Raw genomic sequence first — 16,343 nt, 5'->3', positions numbered from 1 at the left:
GGAAGGTTGCCGGCGCGTAGTCCGTTAGGATACAGCAAGGCAAAGAAAAGCGGGCCGGAGCCCGCTCGTTTGATGCTTGTGGGTGCTGCGGGACTGGCCGGTTATTTCTTGCCTTTGCCGCCGCTGATCATGTCGAGCGGCTTGCCCGGCGCCGGTTTGGCTTTCGGCGCCACTTCCTTCAGCTTGGGCGGCTTGGCCTCCGGCGCCAGCGCGATCGGCTTTTGCGCCGGCGCGGGGAAGGACGACTTGACCGGGTCGGGCTTGACCTCCGCCTTGACTTCGACCGCAGCGGGCGGCTCGATCGGGGCGGCGGCCGGTTTCGGCTTGACCGGGGCCTTGGCCGCCTTCTGTGGCGGCGCGGCGACCGGTTCGTTGGCCGAGGCGGTCGACGCCTCCGCGATCACGGGCGCGTTGTCCGGCGTGGCGACGGCGGCCGAGACGGCCGCGGCCAGCGTCGGTGGCGGGGCCGCCGGCCCGGAAGCCGGTGCTGTTTCGACCAGCGGCGCGACAACCGGGGCGGCCGATGCCAGCGGCGCGGGCTTGGCGACGGGCACCTGGGCGGCGGCCTGGGCCGGCTTGAGCACGGCGGCCAGCGGCGAGGCCTTGGCCAGCTCCTGCGCCTGCTGCTGAGCCTGTTTGATGCCGCTCTGCGCGCTTTGCAGCAGCTCGGTCTGGGCGGCGGTGGCGATGTTGACCAGCTGACGGCCGTAGGCCAGCAGATTGTCGAAGCCGGTCGGCTGCGCCGCGTTCAGGCTGAAGAGCTCCTGGGCATCCTTGGCCTCCAGCAGCTTCCTGGCGGCGGCCGACGATTTCTCGACCGAGGCCTTGGTGGTGCTGAGGTTCAGCGCGATGACTTTTTCGGCGCTGTCGACGGCCGTGCTGGCGAAGGTGTTGAAAATCTTAAACTGTGCTTCCAATTGCGATTTCGTGACGGCGGAAAACTGTTCGGTAAGCGAAGACATGGTTTCTCCTGGGACGACGGTGGAATGTCTGTTGCGATGCAATATAAGAACATTCTAGCGACGAACAACAGGGTTGGAAAGTTATTTTTTGTGCCATTGAAGAAAGAGTGCTGCTAGGAAAAATGCGGAGTGGACACTATCTCACCAAAGTTTGATCCAGCGCAAAATGTCGCAGCCACTCGCGCTCTGATTGCTGCGCTGCAACAAGTGGTGTATTTGGGTGAAAGTGACTACAATCGGCTTACTGAAAAACAACGCCGGGAGCGTCCCCATGGATGTGGTCATCCGCAATGCCAATCTGGCCGACGGCCGGCAAGGCGTCGATATCGCCATTGAAGACGGGCGCATCGCCGCGATCGGTCCCGCGCTGCCGGTCGCGGCCGGGCGCGAGATCGACGCCGCCGGCGATCTGGTCAGTGCACCCTTCGTCGACGCCCACTTCCACATGGACGCCACGCTCAGCTACGGCCTGCCGAGGGTCAACGCCTCCGGCACTTTGCTTGAGGGCATAGCGCTGTGGGGCGAGTTGAAGCCGGACCTGACGCAGCAGGCGCTGATCGAGCGCGCGTTGCAGTATTGCGACTGGGCCGTGGCGCGCGGGCTGCTGGCGATCCGCTCGCACGTCGACGTCTGCGACGACCGCCTGCTGGCGGTCGAGGCGCTGCTGGAGGTCAAGCGGCTGGTGGCGCCGTACCTGGATTTGCAGCTGGTGGCGTTTCCCCAGGACGGCGTGCTGCGCAGTCCGACGGCGCTGGCCAATCTGAAGCGCGCCATCGCCATGGGCGTCGACGTGGTGGGCGGCATTCCGCATTTCGAACGAACGATGGCCGACGGCGCCGAATCGGTGCGCATCCTGTGCGAGTTCGCCGCCGACCAAGGCTTGCGTGTCGATATGCACTGCGACGAATCGGACGATCCGCATTCGCGCCACATCGAAACCCTGGCCTATGAAAGCAACCGGCTCGGCCTGCACGGCCGGGTGACCGGTTCGCACCTGACGTCGATGCATTCGATGGACAATTATTACGTCAGCAAGCTGTTGCCGCTGATCCGCGAGGGCGGCGTGGCGGCCATCGCCAATCCGCTGATCAACATCACCTTGCAGGGGCGCCACGACAGCTATCCGAAGCGGCGCGGCATGACGCGCGTGCCGGAGATGCTGGCGGCCGGCATCGACGTCGCCTTCGGCCACGATTGCGTGATGGACCCGTGGTACAGCCTGGGCTCGGGCGACATGCTGGAGGTGGCGCAGATGGGCCTGCATGTGGCGCAGATGACGGGGCAGGACGCGATGCGCGCCTGCTTCGAGGCGGTGACGACGACGCCGGCGCGCATCCTCGGGCTGGAGCATTACGGCATCGCCGTCGGCAATCACGCCGACCTGGTGCTGCTGGACGCGGCCGATCCGGTCGAGGCGATCCGGCTGCGCGCGGCGCGGCGCCTGGTGATGCGGCGCGGCGCGGTGATCGCCGAATCGCCGCGCGCGCATGCGCGGCTCAATTTGCCGGGGCGGGCCGACAGCGTCAATTTCCGCCTGAACCGGTAGCGGCTGGACTTGCCGGCGGAAATCCATGACAATTGGATACGATTGTGCACGCTGGCTAGTGATAAACCACGGAGGCACGTAGGGCGGATTAGCGCAGCGTAATCCGCCATGCATGCATTTCGGCGGCGCGTGCATTGGCGGATTACGGCGTTCCGCCTAATCCGCCCTACGTGTTTCCGTTGCACTTACACTTTCCGTAATGGAGCCCACTTGAAAGAGATCGCCATCCGCGCCGCCACGGAAGCCGACTTCGGCGCCATGTGGGAGATTTTCCAGCAGCTCATCGCCAGCGGCGACACCTATTACTTCGCCGCCGACACCAGCCGCGGGGATTGCCACGCCTACTGGTTCGGCCCCGGCGTGCAATCGTATGTCGCGCTGCTCAACGGCGAGCGCCTGGTCGGCATGTACCGCCTCATTCCCAACCAGCGCGACCGTGGCGCCCACGTGGCCAACGCCTCGTTCATGGTCAGCCCGGCGGCGCAGGGCGTCGGCGTCGGCAAGCTGCTCGGCGGCGACTGCCTGGACCGCGCCCGCGCCCAGGGCTACCTGGCGATGCAGTTCAACTACGTGGTCAGCTCCAACGTGGCGGCCGTGCTGCTGTGGAAAAAACTCGGCTTCACCATCGTCGGCACCTTGCCGCGCGCCTATTACCACCAGTATCTGGGCTACGTCGACGTCTACGTCATGTACCAGTTGCTGGACGATCCCTCCCATTGGCCCGACGCTTCATGAACATACTGGACACCGAACGCCTGCGCCTGCGCACCATCGAAGTCGATGACGCCGCGTTTTATTACGAACTGGTCAACGACCCGACCTGGCTGGAATTCATCGGCGACAAGGGCATCCGCAGCCTCGACGACGCGCGCGCCGCCATCATCGACGGCCCGCGCGCGATGCAGCAGCGCTGCGGCCATTCGCTGTATGTGATGGAGCGCAAGAGCGACGGCCGGGCGCTCGGACTGTGCGGCCTGATCCAGCGCGATACGCTGCCCGAGCCCGATATCGGCTACGCCATCCGCCCCGAGTTCTTCGGCCGGGGCTATACCCATGAGGCGGCCGTCGCCGTGCTGGCCTACGCGCGCGGCGTGTTGGGCATGAAGCGCGTGCTGGGCTTGACCGATCCGGGCAACGCCAATTCGATCGGCTTGTTGCACAAGCTGGGCCTGAGCTTTGTCGAGAACCGGCCGCTGCCGCCCAATGATCGTCCTACCAATATTTACTGCATCGAGTTTCCGCCGACACCCATCTGATCTGTTGCAACGGAGCGAATCCGCCGGATTTCTGGCGTGCCGGTCTTGGCATCCTTGCGCCGCTAGCGCATGATGAAAATCAATTCTTGCCACTGGAAAAACTATGAAACTCGGCGATCTCAAGATAGGTGTTCGACTGGGGCTGTTGGGCGCGTTCTTTTTTGTCGCGCTGGCGATTGTCGCCACCGGCGGCTGGCGCGCGCTCGATAGCAGCACCGCGCGCAGCGCGCAGGCCTTGCAACGCTCGCTGGCGCTGAGCCAGGCCATCGACACCGCGCGCGGCGCCCAGGTCGAGTTCAAGATCCAGGTGCAGGAATGGAAGAACATCCTGCTACGCGGAAACGATCCGGCGCTGCTGGACCGCTACACCAAAGCTTTCGTCAAAGTCGGCGAGGCCACCCGCGCCGACCTGCAAAAGCTGGACGGGCAACTCGACGCATTAAAGCTGGGCACGCCGCTGGTCGACGACGCCATCAAGACGCAGACCGAGTTGGGCACGCGCTATCTCGAGGCGCTCAAGCAGTACGACCCCGCCAATCCGGAGAGCGCCAAGGTGGTCGACAACCTGGTCAAGGGCATGGACCGCGAGCCGACCAGGAAAATCGACGATATCGTCGTCTACATCGGTAAGGAATCGAACCGCCTGATGCAGCAGATGGAAGAGGACAGCCGGGCCGCGCACGCCGAGGCCATGCTGGTCATGGGCATCACCCTGGCGGTGACCCTGGTGGTCGGCTGCGCGACGGTGTTCTGGCTGATCAAGAGCATCACCGTGCCCTTGCACGCCGCCGTGGGCGTGGCGCAAACGGTCGCCGGCGGCGACCTGCGCAGCGAGGTGCGGGTCGATAGCAAGGATGAGATCGGCGAGCTGCTGGGCGCGCTCAGGACCATGCAGACCAATCTGAGCGGCATCGTCGGCAAGGTGCGCGCCGGCACCGAGACCATCCACGGCGCGACGGTGGAGATCGCCGCAGGCAACCTGGACCTGTCCGGCCGCACCGAGCAGCAGGCCAGCTCGCTCGAGGAGACGGCGGCGGCGATGGTGGAGCTGACCACCACCGTCCAGCAGAACAACGCCAACGCCAACGAGGCCAGCAAGCTGGCCGACGTCGCCTCGCGGGTGGCGGTGCGCGGCGGCGACGCGGTCGAGCAGATGGTGCAAACGATGGGCTCGATCAACGAGTCCTCGCGCAAGATCGTCGACATCATCGGCGTGATCGACGGCATCGCCTTCCAAACCAATATCCTGGCGCTCAACGCGGCGGTGGAGGCGGCCCGCGCCGGCGAGCAGGGGCGCGGTTTCGCGGTGGTGGCGTCCGAGGTGCGCAACCTGGCCCAGCGCTCGGCGTCGGCCGCCAAGGAGATCAAGGCCTTGATCGGCGACTCGGTCAGCCGCGTCGAAGCCGGCAGCCGGCTGGCCGGGCAGGCGGGCGAGACGATGGGCGAGGTGGTCAGCAGCGTGCAGCGGGTGACGGCCATCATCGGCGAAATCTCGGTCGCCAGCGGCGAGCAGCGCGAAGGCATCGAACAGGTCAGCATCGCCATCAGCCAGATGGACAGCGTGACCCAGCAGAACGCCGCGCTGGTGGAGGAGGCCGCCGCCGCGGCCGAGGCCCTGACGCAGCAGGCGGCCAGCCTGTCGGAGGCGGTCAGCATCTTCAAGCTGGAGGAGCAGGGCCCAGGGCAGGTGGCGCGGTTGCCGGCGTCGAAACGGCGTCCGCTATTGCCCGCTTGAGCACCATGTGAATCAGGTTTGACGCCCGTCAAGCGCCCCGCCGAACGCGCATTGCTGACAAGCAGTCTCCATTATGATTTCCTCTTCATCGCTGTACCAAAAGAAGAGGGATCCCATGGAGCTCCTGTGGCCGGCATTGATAGGCATCACACCTTGTCTGTTGGCGCTTTGGTATGGCGAAACGCGCGCGCGCGTGCTGCGCCGCCGCTGCGCCCATTTGCAGAGCGCGCTGGAAACCCAGCGCGACACCGAGATGCGGCTCGACTTCATCGCCCACCACGACTGCCTGACCGGCTTGCCCAACCGCCTGCAGTTCCAGCTGCGGCTTGAGCATGGCGTGGCCTACGCGCGGCGCCACAAAAGCCTGCTGGCGGTGCTGTTCGTCGACATCGACCACTTCAAGCACATCAACGACACGCTCGGCCACGACGCCGGCGACCAGGTGCTGGTGCAGTTCTCGCAGCGGCTGCGCCAGTGCGTGCGCGAGGTCGACACCGTGGCGCGCCAGGGCGGCGACGAGTTCATCCTGTTGCTGACGGAGCTGCGCGACGCCGACGGCGCGCGCCAGGTGGCCGAGAAGATCATCGCCGCCATCGGCGCGCCGTTCACCATCCATGGCGAATCGCTGCGGGTGGCCGCCAGCGTCGGCGTGGCGGTCTATCCGGACGACGACGAAAGCCTGGAAGACCTGGTCGAGAAGGCCGACCTGGCGATGTACGCGGCCAAGCAGCGCGGCAAGGGCACCAGCGTGCGCTTCCTGCCGAGCATGCAGGTCAAGGCGTACTCGCGCCTGATCCTGGAGACGGCGCTCAGGCACGCGCTCGACCACAAGGAATTCGTCCTCGCCTACCAGCCCAGGCTCGACCTGCGCGAACAGCGCGTCACCGGCGTCAAGGCGCTGCTGCGCTGGAACCATCCGGAGCTCGGGCTGGTGATGCCGCTCGATTTTCTGCCGGTGCTGGAGGAGAGCGCGCTGATACTGCCGGTCGGCGCATGGGTGCTGGCGACGGCGGCGGCGCAGGCGCGGCTCTGGACGGAGCGGGGACTGCCGCTGACGGTGTCGGTGCACCTGTCGCCGCGCCAGTTCTACCAGAAGGACATCGCCCAGACCTTCGCCACGATACTGGAGCAGGCCGGCGTGCCGGGCCACTGTATCGAGCTGGAAATCACGGAGGGCATGCTGATCGACCGCAACCAGAACTGCGAGGCCACCTTGCGGCAGCTGAAGGGCCTCGGCGTGCGGATCTCGATCAGCGACTTCGGCACCGGCTACGCCTCGCTCAATTATCTGCGGCGCTTCCCGGTGGACGTGGTCAAGATCGACAAGAGCTTCATCGACGAACTGCACGGCGCGCGCCAGTCCGCCGATACGCAGGATGCCCCCGGCGCCAAGGGCGCGGCCGACGGCGCCATGGTGCGCGCCATCATCGCGATGGCCCACACGCTGAACATGAGGGTGGTCGCCGGCGGCGTCGAAACCGGCGACCAGCTGGCGCGCTTGATGGCGATGGACTGCGACGAGGCGTTCGGCTTTTGTCTCAGTCCGGCCGTGTCGCCCGCCGAAGTGGAAACCTTGCTGGCCAACCGCGATCCGCGCAACGAATTGATTATTTCGTAGCGGTCCTTGTCGTCATAAGCCTATATCCCCCCATTCAACATGGGTATTCTCAGCGGATAGAAACTTACTTTCATCTTAGTATTAATAAATAATAAACGTTTACATAAATAGAATCTAACCATATAATTTTTTCGCTCGGGCTCGCTTTAACGGAGGCCGGGCGGTAGTCGAATAGCCTGGGCGCAAAGACGGTAATGCGCTTTGTCCGAAAATTTGCTTTTTAAAATAAAAGGAAAATAATGGCAACTGCACTATTTGAGACTTTTAAGACGCGACACGTGATTGCAGCCCTGATTTCATGCGCGGTTTCATATCAAGCTCTGGCGGCGCATGCTCTCCCTGATCGGCTACGTGGCGGCGAAACCCTGACGTCCGGCGAAACCCTGGTGTCGCCCAACGGCGCGGTGCGCCTGGAGATGAAAAGCACCGGCAATCTGGTGTTGACCCGGTTGGCCGACAACGCGACGCTCTGGCAGTCGGGTACCGCGCAAGCCGGCTCCTACGCCTTGATGCAAACCAGTGGCAACTTCGTCGTCGTGAGCCCGAGTTCCCAGATATTGTTCCAGTCGGGCTCGGCCAACTCGACCGCGTATGTGATGCTGCAATCCGACCACAATCTGGTCGTCTACACGGCGACCCGCTCGCCATTGTGGCACACGGTGACCGGCATTCCCAATCCGCCGCCCTACAGCACGCCCGCCTACATGCCCGCCTATTGGAACGACGGCGCGATCAGGCCCTATAATAATTGCTACAATTACGCGAACAACAAGCGTACCGACCGGTTCTCACAGCCGGGCTGGGCACATGGCTATAGCGGCTATGACATCACTGTAGCGCAGGTGCGCGCCGCCGCCATCGCCGATGGCTTGGAACCGACCGATAGCTCGTCCGTCTCCCCGGTGGGTAAAACCAAAGTCGCGCTGGTGGTGGGCACGGTGGGCGGTTCGCCGGACTATCATTGGTACCGGAAAGACATCAATGGTCTTTGGACCCATAAACCGGGCGGCACCTCGGCCACCAACCTGGACAACAGTGGCGTGGCCATCACCAATCCGGAAACGGCCAACCGCGGCGGCTACATCCACTTTGGCGGTTATTTCTTCACATCGTCTTCTGATTCCCAAGGACACGGGCACCAGGTAATTTACTAACCCATTCGAGAGGAATAGAATAAGATGAAACGATATTTGACAGCGGTCGCATTCGCCCTGGTAGGAACTTTTACTATGACGGCTCAAGCACAAACGCCAACGCTCAAGAAGGAAACGCTTAAAGTCGAATTGATGGTCTTTTCGGGCCGTGCCAACCCGACCTTTACCATCACCGACGAGAGTGAAATTCAGGAGATTCTCAATCTCGTGAAAAATCTGCCCCAGAAAAAGCTGAAGGAAGGCGAAACCGGCCTGCCGCCGTCTAAACTGGGTTATCAAGGCTTTACTGTCACAAATAATACGAAGACGTCGCCGGAAATTAAATCGTTCGTGGTGAACGGTTCGGCCGTGTTACTCGATTCGCCTTCGACCGCCGGCACCCTGGCGGCTCGGGGCGGTGTGGCTGAATATGCGGCTCGCGCCGATTCGAGCGCATCCCTCGAAAGCAAGTTGCTGTCTCATGCAAAAGAGACCGGCATTGCCAGCGAGGAAATGCTCGAGGCCATCCAGGACTCGAAGTAAGCCGGGTTGCTTGACTGTTCGCCGTTACGAAGTGCTTACTTCGTAGCGGCGAAGAACCAGGTCAGCGGCAGGTGGGCCCGCGCCGCCCACGATTTCTCGTTGTGGACGCCGTCTGGCGATTCGTAAAAATATAAATCCTCATCCAGCTTGTAGCCTTGCGCCAGCATGGCGTCGCGCATTTTCAGCGTGTGCTCGATGCCGTCCTTTTTCGACCCGGCGTCGATGTAGAACTTGACCGGCTGCCGCGCGGGCACGTTCTTTATGAACGCGCCGTCATTCCACCAGAACGAACCCGATACGCCACCGGCCTTGGAGAAGATCTCCGCATGCCGCTGGGCGATGTACACCGAGGCCAGGCCGCCCAGCGAAGAGCCCATGATGGCCGTGTGCTCGCGGCCGGGCAGGGTGCGCAGGTTGGCGTCGGCCCACGGTTTGACCGTATCGACGATGAAGGCCATATAGGCGTCGATTTTGCCGCCACCGTGTTTCGGGTCGCAGCAGGGCGTGTATTCGTCCATGCGGTCCTTGGTGTTGTCGATGCCGACCACGATGGCCGGTTCGACGGCGCCGCCGGCGATCAGGCGGTCCATCGTGGCGCCGATGTCCCACGCGACGCCGAAGGCGGCGGTTTTGGCGTCGAACAGGTTTTGGCCGTCGTGCATGTAGAGCACCGGATAGCGGCGCCGAGGATTGTTCTCGTAATCCGGCGGCAGGTAGATGCGCAGATTGCGGCTGTTGCCGAGTTGCGGCGACGCGAAATTTTCGACGATGCGGATGGTGCCCGCGGGCGCGGGGGATGCGTCTACGCTGGAGTCGGCGGCCGCCTGCGGGGCCACCGGCATTACGCGCACACCGTGGATGTCGACCTTGTTCGACGGTCCCTTCACGCCACCGGCATCGCTGTAGGTGGTGTTACTTTTCAGGTAGGTCATGTTGTAGTGGTCCTCCAGTTCCAGACGGTAGCTGCCGGCTTTGAGCACGGCGCGGATCGGCGTCGAATACGAGGGGCCGGCCTGCTCCGGCGAGTGTGGCAACTGCACCACGCCGGCCGCGACGACCTTGCCGCTGTCGTCCTTCAACGACAACCATTTTACGCCGCCGCTGATGCCCAGGTTGATCTGGTGTGCAGTGTTGCGGTACTTGATCTGCAGCGCGTAGCTGCCGTCACGCGCCACCTTGATGTCGCGCACCGCCAACTTGTCCGTCGGCGCTCCCCAACCGGCGATATGCCCGCCGGTGGCGGCAATGTCGGACTGGATGCGGGCGTCGCCGGCGCCGATCACGGTGCCTGTTTCGAGGCAGACCGGCGCGCTGTGGTGGCTGCGGTTGCCGGAGCCGGTGTACATCGCCTCCACCGCGTAGCACAGGTTTCCGCCGTCGCCTTTGTCGAGGCGCGGCGCGCGGCGGTCGGCCCACTTGTTCGCCGTGACGCGTTGCGTCGCCAGTTCGCCGTTGCGATAGATGTTGTAGACCACGCCCTTGCTGGCGCCCTGATACGCGATATGCAAAGTAGGGACGCCGTAGGCGCCGCGTTCCAGCTTGACGATGCGCGGCTCGGAGGGCGCGTACACCGCCGGATCTTCGACCAGCGGCTTGGCGCCGACGTCGCGCTTCTCCTGCCGCCCCGGCAGCAGCCCGCCCAGCCGGATGTCGATCGTGTTGTCGTCGGCCAGAGCCGACCAATCCAGTGATTGTGTGGCGGCCTTGCCGTTCACCGTTACGCTGTCGACCGCGTAGTAGCCCTGCGTGGCCGATGGCGCGGCGACGGGCAGCAGCAGGCGTACCCGCATGCGTTTGCCGCGCACAGTCAGGTTGTTCAGCGTCGCCACGTCGCTGCCGGCGAAGGCTTCGCGGCGCAGTTTGGCCGTGACGAAAGGCCGCAACGCGATGCCGCTGTCCGTCGTCCGCACGCCGAATATCTCTCCCACCACCATGCCGAGATAGGCGCCCACGGACCACAGCTGGCGGCGCGAGTTGACCACCGGCCCGCTCAGGTCGACTTGCTTGCCGTCCACCTTGCGCTTATCCTCCAGCATCGGCTGGCCCGACAGCCATTCCAGATTCTCCATGTTGGACAGGTTCAGCGCGGCGCCGCGCATCAGCGTGTCGTAGGCCGCATCGGCCACCGCCACGTTGCCGTGCATCGCCGCCGCCTTGAGGCCATACGCCGTGACGAAAGGCCACATGGCGCGGTTGTGATAAACGGCCATGCCGGTTTGCTGCGGATAGATCACCGGCGCGCCCAAGGGACCATGCGGATAGCGCGCCAGGATGCTTTGCGCCTGCCGTTCGTCGGCGATTCCGGTGACGATAGCCAGCGATTGTCCCAGCCAGTCGTACTTGTACAGCGGCGCGCCGTCGAAGTGGCCGGCGGTCAGGCTGCTATACATGCCGGTGTCGGCCTGCCAGAAGCGCTGGTTGATGGCGCGCTTCAGATTCGTCGCCCATGCGGCGTATTTGTCGGCCAGCGCCTTGTCGCCCTGTTGCGCCGCCAGTTGCGCGGCCAGGGTCAGCGCCTTGTAATGACCGGCGTTGGTCGACAGCGCCTTCGACGTCGCCATGCTGGCCAGGTCGCCCGGTATCCATGCCGCGTAGCTTTGCTCGCGCCAGTCGAGGAATGATTCCTCGCCGTTGTAAAGACCATCGGCGCGGTCGTAGACGGCGATCCTGTCGTTTTCCAGCGTATTGGTGAGCGCCTTTAGCGCGGTGGCGGCGAACGCGCGGCGCTCCTCCGGCGCCAGCGCCTTGAGGGCCTCGTCCGCGCCGAAGGCCCAGCTTATACGGTCGGTGCTGACCGGCCAGCTGCCGCCGCTGCCGGTGTCCTGGATGATCTGCAGGCCGTCCGTGCTGCCGGCGACGTGCGCGCCCGGCTTGACGCCATCGCGGTAGCCGGAGAGCTTGAACAGCAGCGAGTTGCGCACGCGTTGCGGGTCCAGCATGCCAAGGCCCAGCGACGCGGCGTAGGACAGGTCGCGGGTCCACACGTAGTGCCATAACTCGCCGGTTTCGAAGCACTCGCAGGGGATGGCGTTGCCGCCGTTGTAGCTGCCGTCGCGGATTTCGCTGACGGAGTCCTGCTTCATCTCGACTCCGGCCAGCGCGAACAGCGCGTCGAAGGCCAGGGTGCCGCCGCGGACCGTCGGCAGGACCGCCGATTCCTGATAGCCGATTTGCTGCTGGCCGCCTTCGCGCACGCGCATCGTGGTCGCTTGCGTGTAGCTGCGCAGTGTGGCGCCGGCATCCGGCGTCGCGTAGCGGACGGTTTCCTGCTTGCCGTCCCAGGTCGGATAGTTGACGGTGGCGGTCGTCGCGGCCGATGCCAGCGAAGCGACGGACATGGCGGCGCACAGCGCGGTCAGGCGAAAACTCATTGTTCTATCTCCAGTGTGATGCTTTTCTTTGCACGGTGTCCCCGTGCGCCTCCAAGTAGTCGTACTACAAGACGGATTTTTAAGTCTCGAGTCCGGCTTACTCACGGTCGGGCCAGAGAATACTCTGAATGTCGGAGGCTATCAAACCCCCGGCGAAGGCTAAATTTACTCGAAATACAAAAATCTTGTGGTTTTTCGGCAGCACGAGCGAATCGCGCGCTTTGTTGCGGCTCGCCCAGGCCCGCGGGCGCTTGAAACTCAGCAGTAAACTGACATTTGCTTTCAAAAACACGTCGTTTTTTCGGAAAATATGTAGTTCTACTACATATCATTCGGCAAGCTCCTGTAGTGGAAATACAACGACAAACACATCTTCATAGGGAGGCCGCTTGTGCCCGAGCCCCGCAATCCGTAGGTAAACAGAAGTTCAATTGACAGTGAATCTAGTTTTAGTACAAAATTCTTGCCAGAACGTCTTGAGAACGTCAGCTTTTCCTTGGATTCCCGTGTAGTTGTGACGCCCCGATGCGGTGCGCCTGATGTTGCGGGAAATTAATTTATGTCGTGTTGAGGGGACATTGAATGAGTATTTTCGCAAATAAGCGCAGCAAGACCGCTGCATTTCCATTAAAGCCGGTCGCAGCGGGGTGCGCTTTGTTTGTAGCCGCGTTGGCCAGCCCGGCCTATGCGCAGACCACCGCCGACGCGCCGGCGGCGACCGAGGTGCCGATCGCGTCCGTCGTCGTGTCCGGTATCCGTCGCGGTATCGAGGGCGCCATCTCGGTCAAGAAGGATTCCAGCTCCATCGTCGAGGCCATCTCCGCCGAAGACATCGGCAAGCTGCCGGATGTCAGCATCGCCGAGTCGATCTCGCGCCTGCCGGGCCTGGCCGCCCAGCGCGTCGCCGGCCGCGCCCAGGTCATCAGCGTTCGCGGCCTGTCGCCCGACTTCTCCACCACCTTGTTGAACGGCCGCGAGCAGGTCAGCACCGGCGACAACCGCAGCGTCGAATTCGATCAATACCCGTCCGAGCTGATGAGCGGCGTGACCGTGTACAAAACGCCTGACGCCGGCCTGGTCGGCCAGGGCCTGTCCGGCACCATCGACATGCAAACCGTGCGTCCGCTGAACTTCTCCAACCGTACCGTGGCGTTCAACGCCCGTGGCGAGAAGAATTCGCTGGGCAAGATCGGCAACGCCAAGGACACCGGCAGCCGCTTCAGCGCCAGCTATATCGACCAGTTCGCCAACCGCACGATCGGTATCGCGCTCGGCTACGCGCGCCTGGAAACCCCTATCCTGTCCAATGAAACCGGCCTGTACGAGCCGTGGAAACGCGACGCGCGCAACGGCCTGCCGGCCGGCACCTTCGCATCGAACGGCATCAAGGCCGTGGCCCGCAGCGGCGAGAACCAGCGCGACGGCGTCATGGGCGTGCTGCAATACCGTCCGAGCAAGCAATGGACCAGTATCCTCGACGTGTACGCGTCGCGCTTCAAGGCCGAGGAAACCGCCAACCAGCTGGAAATCTCGCTGGAGCAGGGCGAGTCGAACTACAACCCGGTCCAGGTCAACAACGGCACCATCGCCAGCGGCACGCTCAACAACGTGCGCCCGCTGGTGCGCGGCATGTACAACAAGCGCAAGGATGATATCCGCGCGCTGGGTTGGAGCAACGAATTCCGCAACAGCGACTTCACCATCTTCGCCGACCTGAACTACTCGAAGGCCAAGCGCAACGAGCTGAGCCTGGAAAACAATCTGCAATACAGCAATGGCGGCGCGTCGGCGCTGCTGGACAAGGTCAACCTGGGCTACGGCAACGGCGGCTACTCGCAGATGACCACCGGCCTCGATTACAGCAACCCGGCCAACCTGTTCGTCGGCAACACCATCTACGGCTCCGGCTACGGCAAGGTGCCGAGCGTGGAAGACGAGTTGAAGGGCGCCAAGCTGACCGCCAACGTGCGCGCCGGCGGCGATCTGGAAAAAGTGTTCTCGAGCTTCGACTTCGGCGTCAACTACGCCGACCGCAGCAAGAGCAAGCGCCAGCCGGAAGGCAGCATCAACCTGGTCGGCGCGCCTGTCTCCGTGCCTGGCAGCCTGCAGTATGGCAATGCCGACCTCGGCTTCGCCGGCGCCGGTTCGATCCCGACCTGGAACGTGCCGGGCATGGTCAGCCAGTTCATGTCGTTCCAGCCGAGCGAAGACCTGACCTACCTGATCCCGAAAGCGTGGACGGTCAACGAGAAAGTCGTCACCAGCTTTGCCAAGGCCAACATCGAGACGGAGCTGAGCCCGACGGTCAGCCTGCGCGGTAACATCGGCGTGCAGATGCAGAACACCAGCCAGTCGTCCGATTCGCGCTATGTCGACAACAGCGCGCCGGTCGGCAGCCAGATCAAGCCTGTCCACGACGGCAAGAGCTACACCGACTTCCTGCCGAGCATGAACCTGGCCTTCGGCTTCGAGCACGACCAGACCGTTCGTTTCGGCCTGGCCAAGCAACTGGCCCGTCCACGGGTGGACCAGATGCGCTCGGCGCTGGAAATCAACGTCGACACCACCAAGCGCGAGCCGAACGCCAGCGGCGGCAATGCCCAGCTGGATCCATGGCGCGCCAAGGCGTTCGACATCTCGTACGAGAAGTACTTCGCCAAGAAAGCGTATGTCGCCGCCGCCGCGTTCTTCAAGAAGCTCGACACCTACATCTTCACGCAAACCAAGAGCTACGATTTCTCCAACTACTTCCCGGCAGGTTATCTGATGCCGGACGGTCGTCCGCTGGCCTCGCGCACCGGCAACTACACCGCCGCCTATAACGGCAACGGCGGCATCCTGAAGGGTGTGGAGCTGTCCGGTTCGATGCCGCTGAATATGCTGACACCGGTGCTCGACGGCTTCGGCGTGAGCGCCAGCGCCACCTACACCGAGAGCAAGATCGCCATTGAAGATCCAAGCGGCAGCATCGGTTCGAACATCCCGCTGCCGGGCTTGTCGAAGCGCACCACCAACCTGACCGCCTACTACGAGAAGAATGGTTTTGAAACGCGCATCAGCCAGCGTCGCCGTTCCGACTTCGTCGGCGAGATCGGCAACTTCTCGAACGACCGCGCGCTGCGCTACGTTGTGGGCGAGAACGTCGTCGACTTCCAGATCGGCTACACCTTCAACAGCGGTGCCATGAAGGGCGTGGGCCTGGTCCTGCAGGTCAACAACCTGCGCAACGCCGCGTATGAAACCTACAACGGCGATCGCGCCCAGCAGCTGGAATACGCAAAGTATGGCCGCACCGTGATCGCTGGCGTGAACTACAAGTTCTAAACCGGTTGTATCTCCGCTCTTCAGCCCCCGCCAGCGCAAGCCGGCGGGGGTTTTTTTATGGCGAGGCTCGATACTTATCGGCGTCCGGCGGTCAGTGCTGGCCGCTGCGCTGCTTGACGCTCGGGCGTTCCGATACGCGTGCGTGCCACGAGGCCAGCGCCGTCAATTCTTCCGGGATGCCGATGCCTGCCGCCGCCGCGTGCAGCAGGGCGCCGTAGGCGGTGATGTCGGCCATCGAGAAGCGCTCGCCGGCGATGTACGGGTGCGTGCCCAGCACGCCGTTGAAGTAGTCCAGCCCGCGCTGGAACCTGGCGAACTGGCGCTCGCCCCATTCCTTGCGATGCGCCCACTCCGGACTCTTGTACGCTTCCAGGACCGGTCCCAGGCCCGGTGTCGCGTGGTGGAACCAGTTGCCGATGGCGTCGATCAATTGGTCGTCCGCGCGCTTTTGCATCATGTGGATGACGGCCTTTTCGCGTGGCGTGGTGCCTGTCAGGATGGGATTGCCATCGAGGTTGTCGAGGTATTCGGTGATGGCGACGCATTCGGAAATGAAGGTGCCGTCGTCGAGTTCCAGCACCGGCACCACGCCGGAAGGATTCTTGGAGAGGAAAGGTTCCCGTTTGTGCTCGGCGGCGAACAGGTCGACCGGGACGAATTCGATCCGGGCGTCCAGCCCTTTTTCTGCCAGGACGATGCGGATGCGGGCGGGGTTGGGGAAGCCCGGGGTGTCGTGAATTTTCATTGTTGCCTTTGGTGTGAGTTGATCTACCTTTCGGTAGATAGATTACAATCGGTTCGAACGATAGACGTATTCGGCTTTATCTATCTATCGATAGGTAGATACTAAGGCCG

The 16,343-nt window shown here is 63.3% G+C and carries 11 protein-coding genes; 8 read left to right on the top strand and 3 right to left on the bottom strand.

The window, feature by feature from the left end; translation table 11 throughout:
- Nucleotides 1–101: 101 nt before the first annotated feature.
- Nucleotides 102–962, bottom strand: a complete 861-nt coding sequence (locus AC07P1_RS22615; protein WP_494697956.1) for a phasin family protein — start codon at nt 960–962, stop codon at nt 102–104.
- Nucleotides 963–1,233: 271 nt separating this feature from the next.
- Here AC07P1_RS22615 and AC07P1_RS22610 point away from each other — a divergent pair, with 271 nt between their 5' ends.
- The 7 genes from AC07P1_RS22610 (at nt 1,234) to AC07P1_RS22580 (ending at nt 8,793) form a co-directional block, all read left to right on the top strand.
- Complete coding sequence (locus tag AC07P1_RS22610; RefSeq protein ID WP_494697955.1) at nt 1,234–2,508, top strand: amidohydrolase family protein; 1,275 nt, start codon at nt 1,234–1,236, stop codon at nt 2,506–2,508.
- 210 nt (nt 2,509–2,718) lie between these two features.
- Entirely contained in the window at nt 2,719–3,243 is a 525-nt protein-coding gene (locus tag AC07P1_RS22605) for a GNAT family N-acetyltransferase (protein WP_494697954.1), read from the top strand.
- On the top strand, nt 3,240–3,764 hold the full coding sequence (locus AC07P1_RS22600; protein ID WP_494697953.1) for a GNAT family N-acetyltransferase: 525 nt from the start codon (nt 3,240–3,242) through the stop codon (nt 3,762–3,764). Before AC07P1_RS22605 ends, AC07P1_RS22600 begins: the two co-directional genes overlap by 4 nt.
- Nucleotides 3,765–3,867: 103 nt before the next feature.
- On the top strand, nt 3,868–5,499 hold the full coding sequence (locus AC07P1_RS22595; RefSeq protein WP_494697952.1) for a methyl-accepting chemotaxis protein: 1,632 nt from the start codon (nt 3,868–3,870) through the stop codon (nt 5,497–5,499).
- Between the two features lie 115 nt (nt 5,500–5,614).
- Nucleotides 5,615–7,117 (top strand): putative bifunctional diguanylate cyclase/phosphodiesterase, encoded by a 1,503-nt coding sequence (locus AC07P1_RS22590; RefSeq protein WP_494697951.1) that lies wholly within the window; start codon nt 5,615–5,617, stop codon nt 7,115–7,117.
- 239 nt (nt 7,118–7,356) lie between these two features.
- Nucleotides 7,357–8,271, top strand: coding sequence for a hypothetical protein (locus tag AC07P1_RS22585; RefSeq protein ID WP_494697950.1), 915 nt, complete (start codon nt 7,357–7,359; stop codon nt 8,269–8,271).
- A gap of 75 nt (nt 8,272–8,346) precedes the next feature.
- Nucleotides 8,347–8,793: a hypothetical protein gene (locus AC07P1_RS22580; RefSeq protein ID WP_494697949.1), complete on the top strand. Its 447-nt coding sequence runs from the start codon at nt 8,347–8,349 to the stop codon at nt 8,791–8,793.
- 35 nt (nt 8,794–8,828) lie between these two features.
- Here AC07P1_RS22580 and AC07P1_RS22575 read toward each other — a convergent pair whose 3' ends face one another.
- Nucleotides 8,829–12,164: an alpha/beta hydrolase-fold protein gene (locus AC07P1_RS22575; RefSeq protein WP_494697948.1), complete on the bottom strand. Its 3,336-nt coding sequence runs from the start codon at nt 12,162–12,164 to the stop codon at nt 8,829–8,831.
- Between the two features lie 654 nt (nt 12,165–12,818).
- Here AC07P1_RS22575 and AC07P1_RS22570 point away from each other — a divergent pair.
- Nucleotides 12,819–15,488, top strand: a complete 2,670-nt coding sequence (locus AC07P1_RS22570) for a TonB-dependent receptor (RefSeq protein ID WP_494697947.1) — start codon at nt 12,819–12,821, stop codon at nt 15,486–15,488.
- 91 nt (nt 15,489–15,579) lie between these two features.
- Here the strand turns inward: AC07P1_RS22570 and AC07P1_RS22565 are convergent, their stop codons facing one another.
- Entirely contained in the window at nt 15,580–16,233 is a 654-nt protein-coding gene (locus tag AC07P1_RS22565; RefSeq protein ID WP_494697946.1) for a glutathione S-transferase family protein, read from the bottom strand.
- Nucleotides 16,234–16,343 lie beyond the last annotated feature (110 nt).

The organism is Duganella sp. GW821-FHT07F09 (assembly GCF_059418705.1).
Note: the sequence above shows the minus strand (reverse complement) of the source record. Positions and strands in the feature narration are given on the sequence as shown.

Coding starts and splice junctions, on each gene's coding strand:
- AC07P1_RS22615 (WP_494697956.1), bottom strand. CDS start 962: ATGTCTTCGCTTACCGAACAGTTTTCCGCCGTCACGAAATCGCAATTG.
- AC07P1_RS22610 (WP_494697955.1), top strand. CDS start 1,234: ATGGATGTGGTCATCCGCAATGCCAATCTGGCCGACGGCCGGCAAGGC.
- AC07P1_RS22600 (WP_494697953.1), top strand. CDS start 3,240: ATGAACATACTGGACACCGAACGCCTGCGCCTGCGCACCATCGAAGTC.
- AC07P1_RS22595 (WP_494697952.1), top strand. CDS start 3,868: ATGAAACTCGGCGATCTCAAGATAGGTGTTCGACTGGGGCTGTTGGGC.
- AC07P1_RS22590 (WP_494697951.1), top strand. CDS start 5,615: ATGGAGCTCCTGTGGCCGGCATTGATAGGCATCACACCTTGTCTGTTG.
- AC07P1_RS22585 (WP_494697950.1), top strand. CDS start 7,357: ATGGCAACTGCACTATTTGAGACTTTTAAGACGCGACACGTGATTGCA.
- AC07P1_RS22580 (WP_494697949.1), top strand. CDS start 8,347: ATGACGGCTCAAGCACAAACGCCAACGCTCAAGAAGGAAACGCTTAAA.
- AC07P1_RS22575 (WP_494697948.1), bottom strand. CDS start 12,164: ATGAGTTTTCGCCTGACCGCGCTGTGCGCCGCCATGTCCGTCGCTTCG.
- AC07P1_RS22565 (WP_494697946.1), bottom strand. CDS start 16,233: ATGAAAATTCACGACACCCCGGGCTTCCCCAACCCCGCCCGCATCCGC.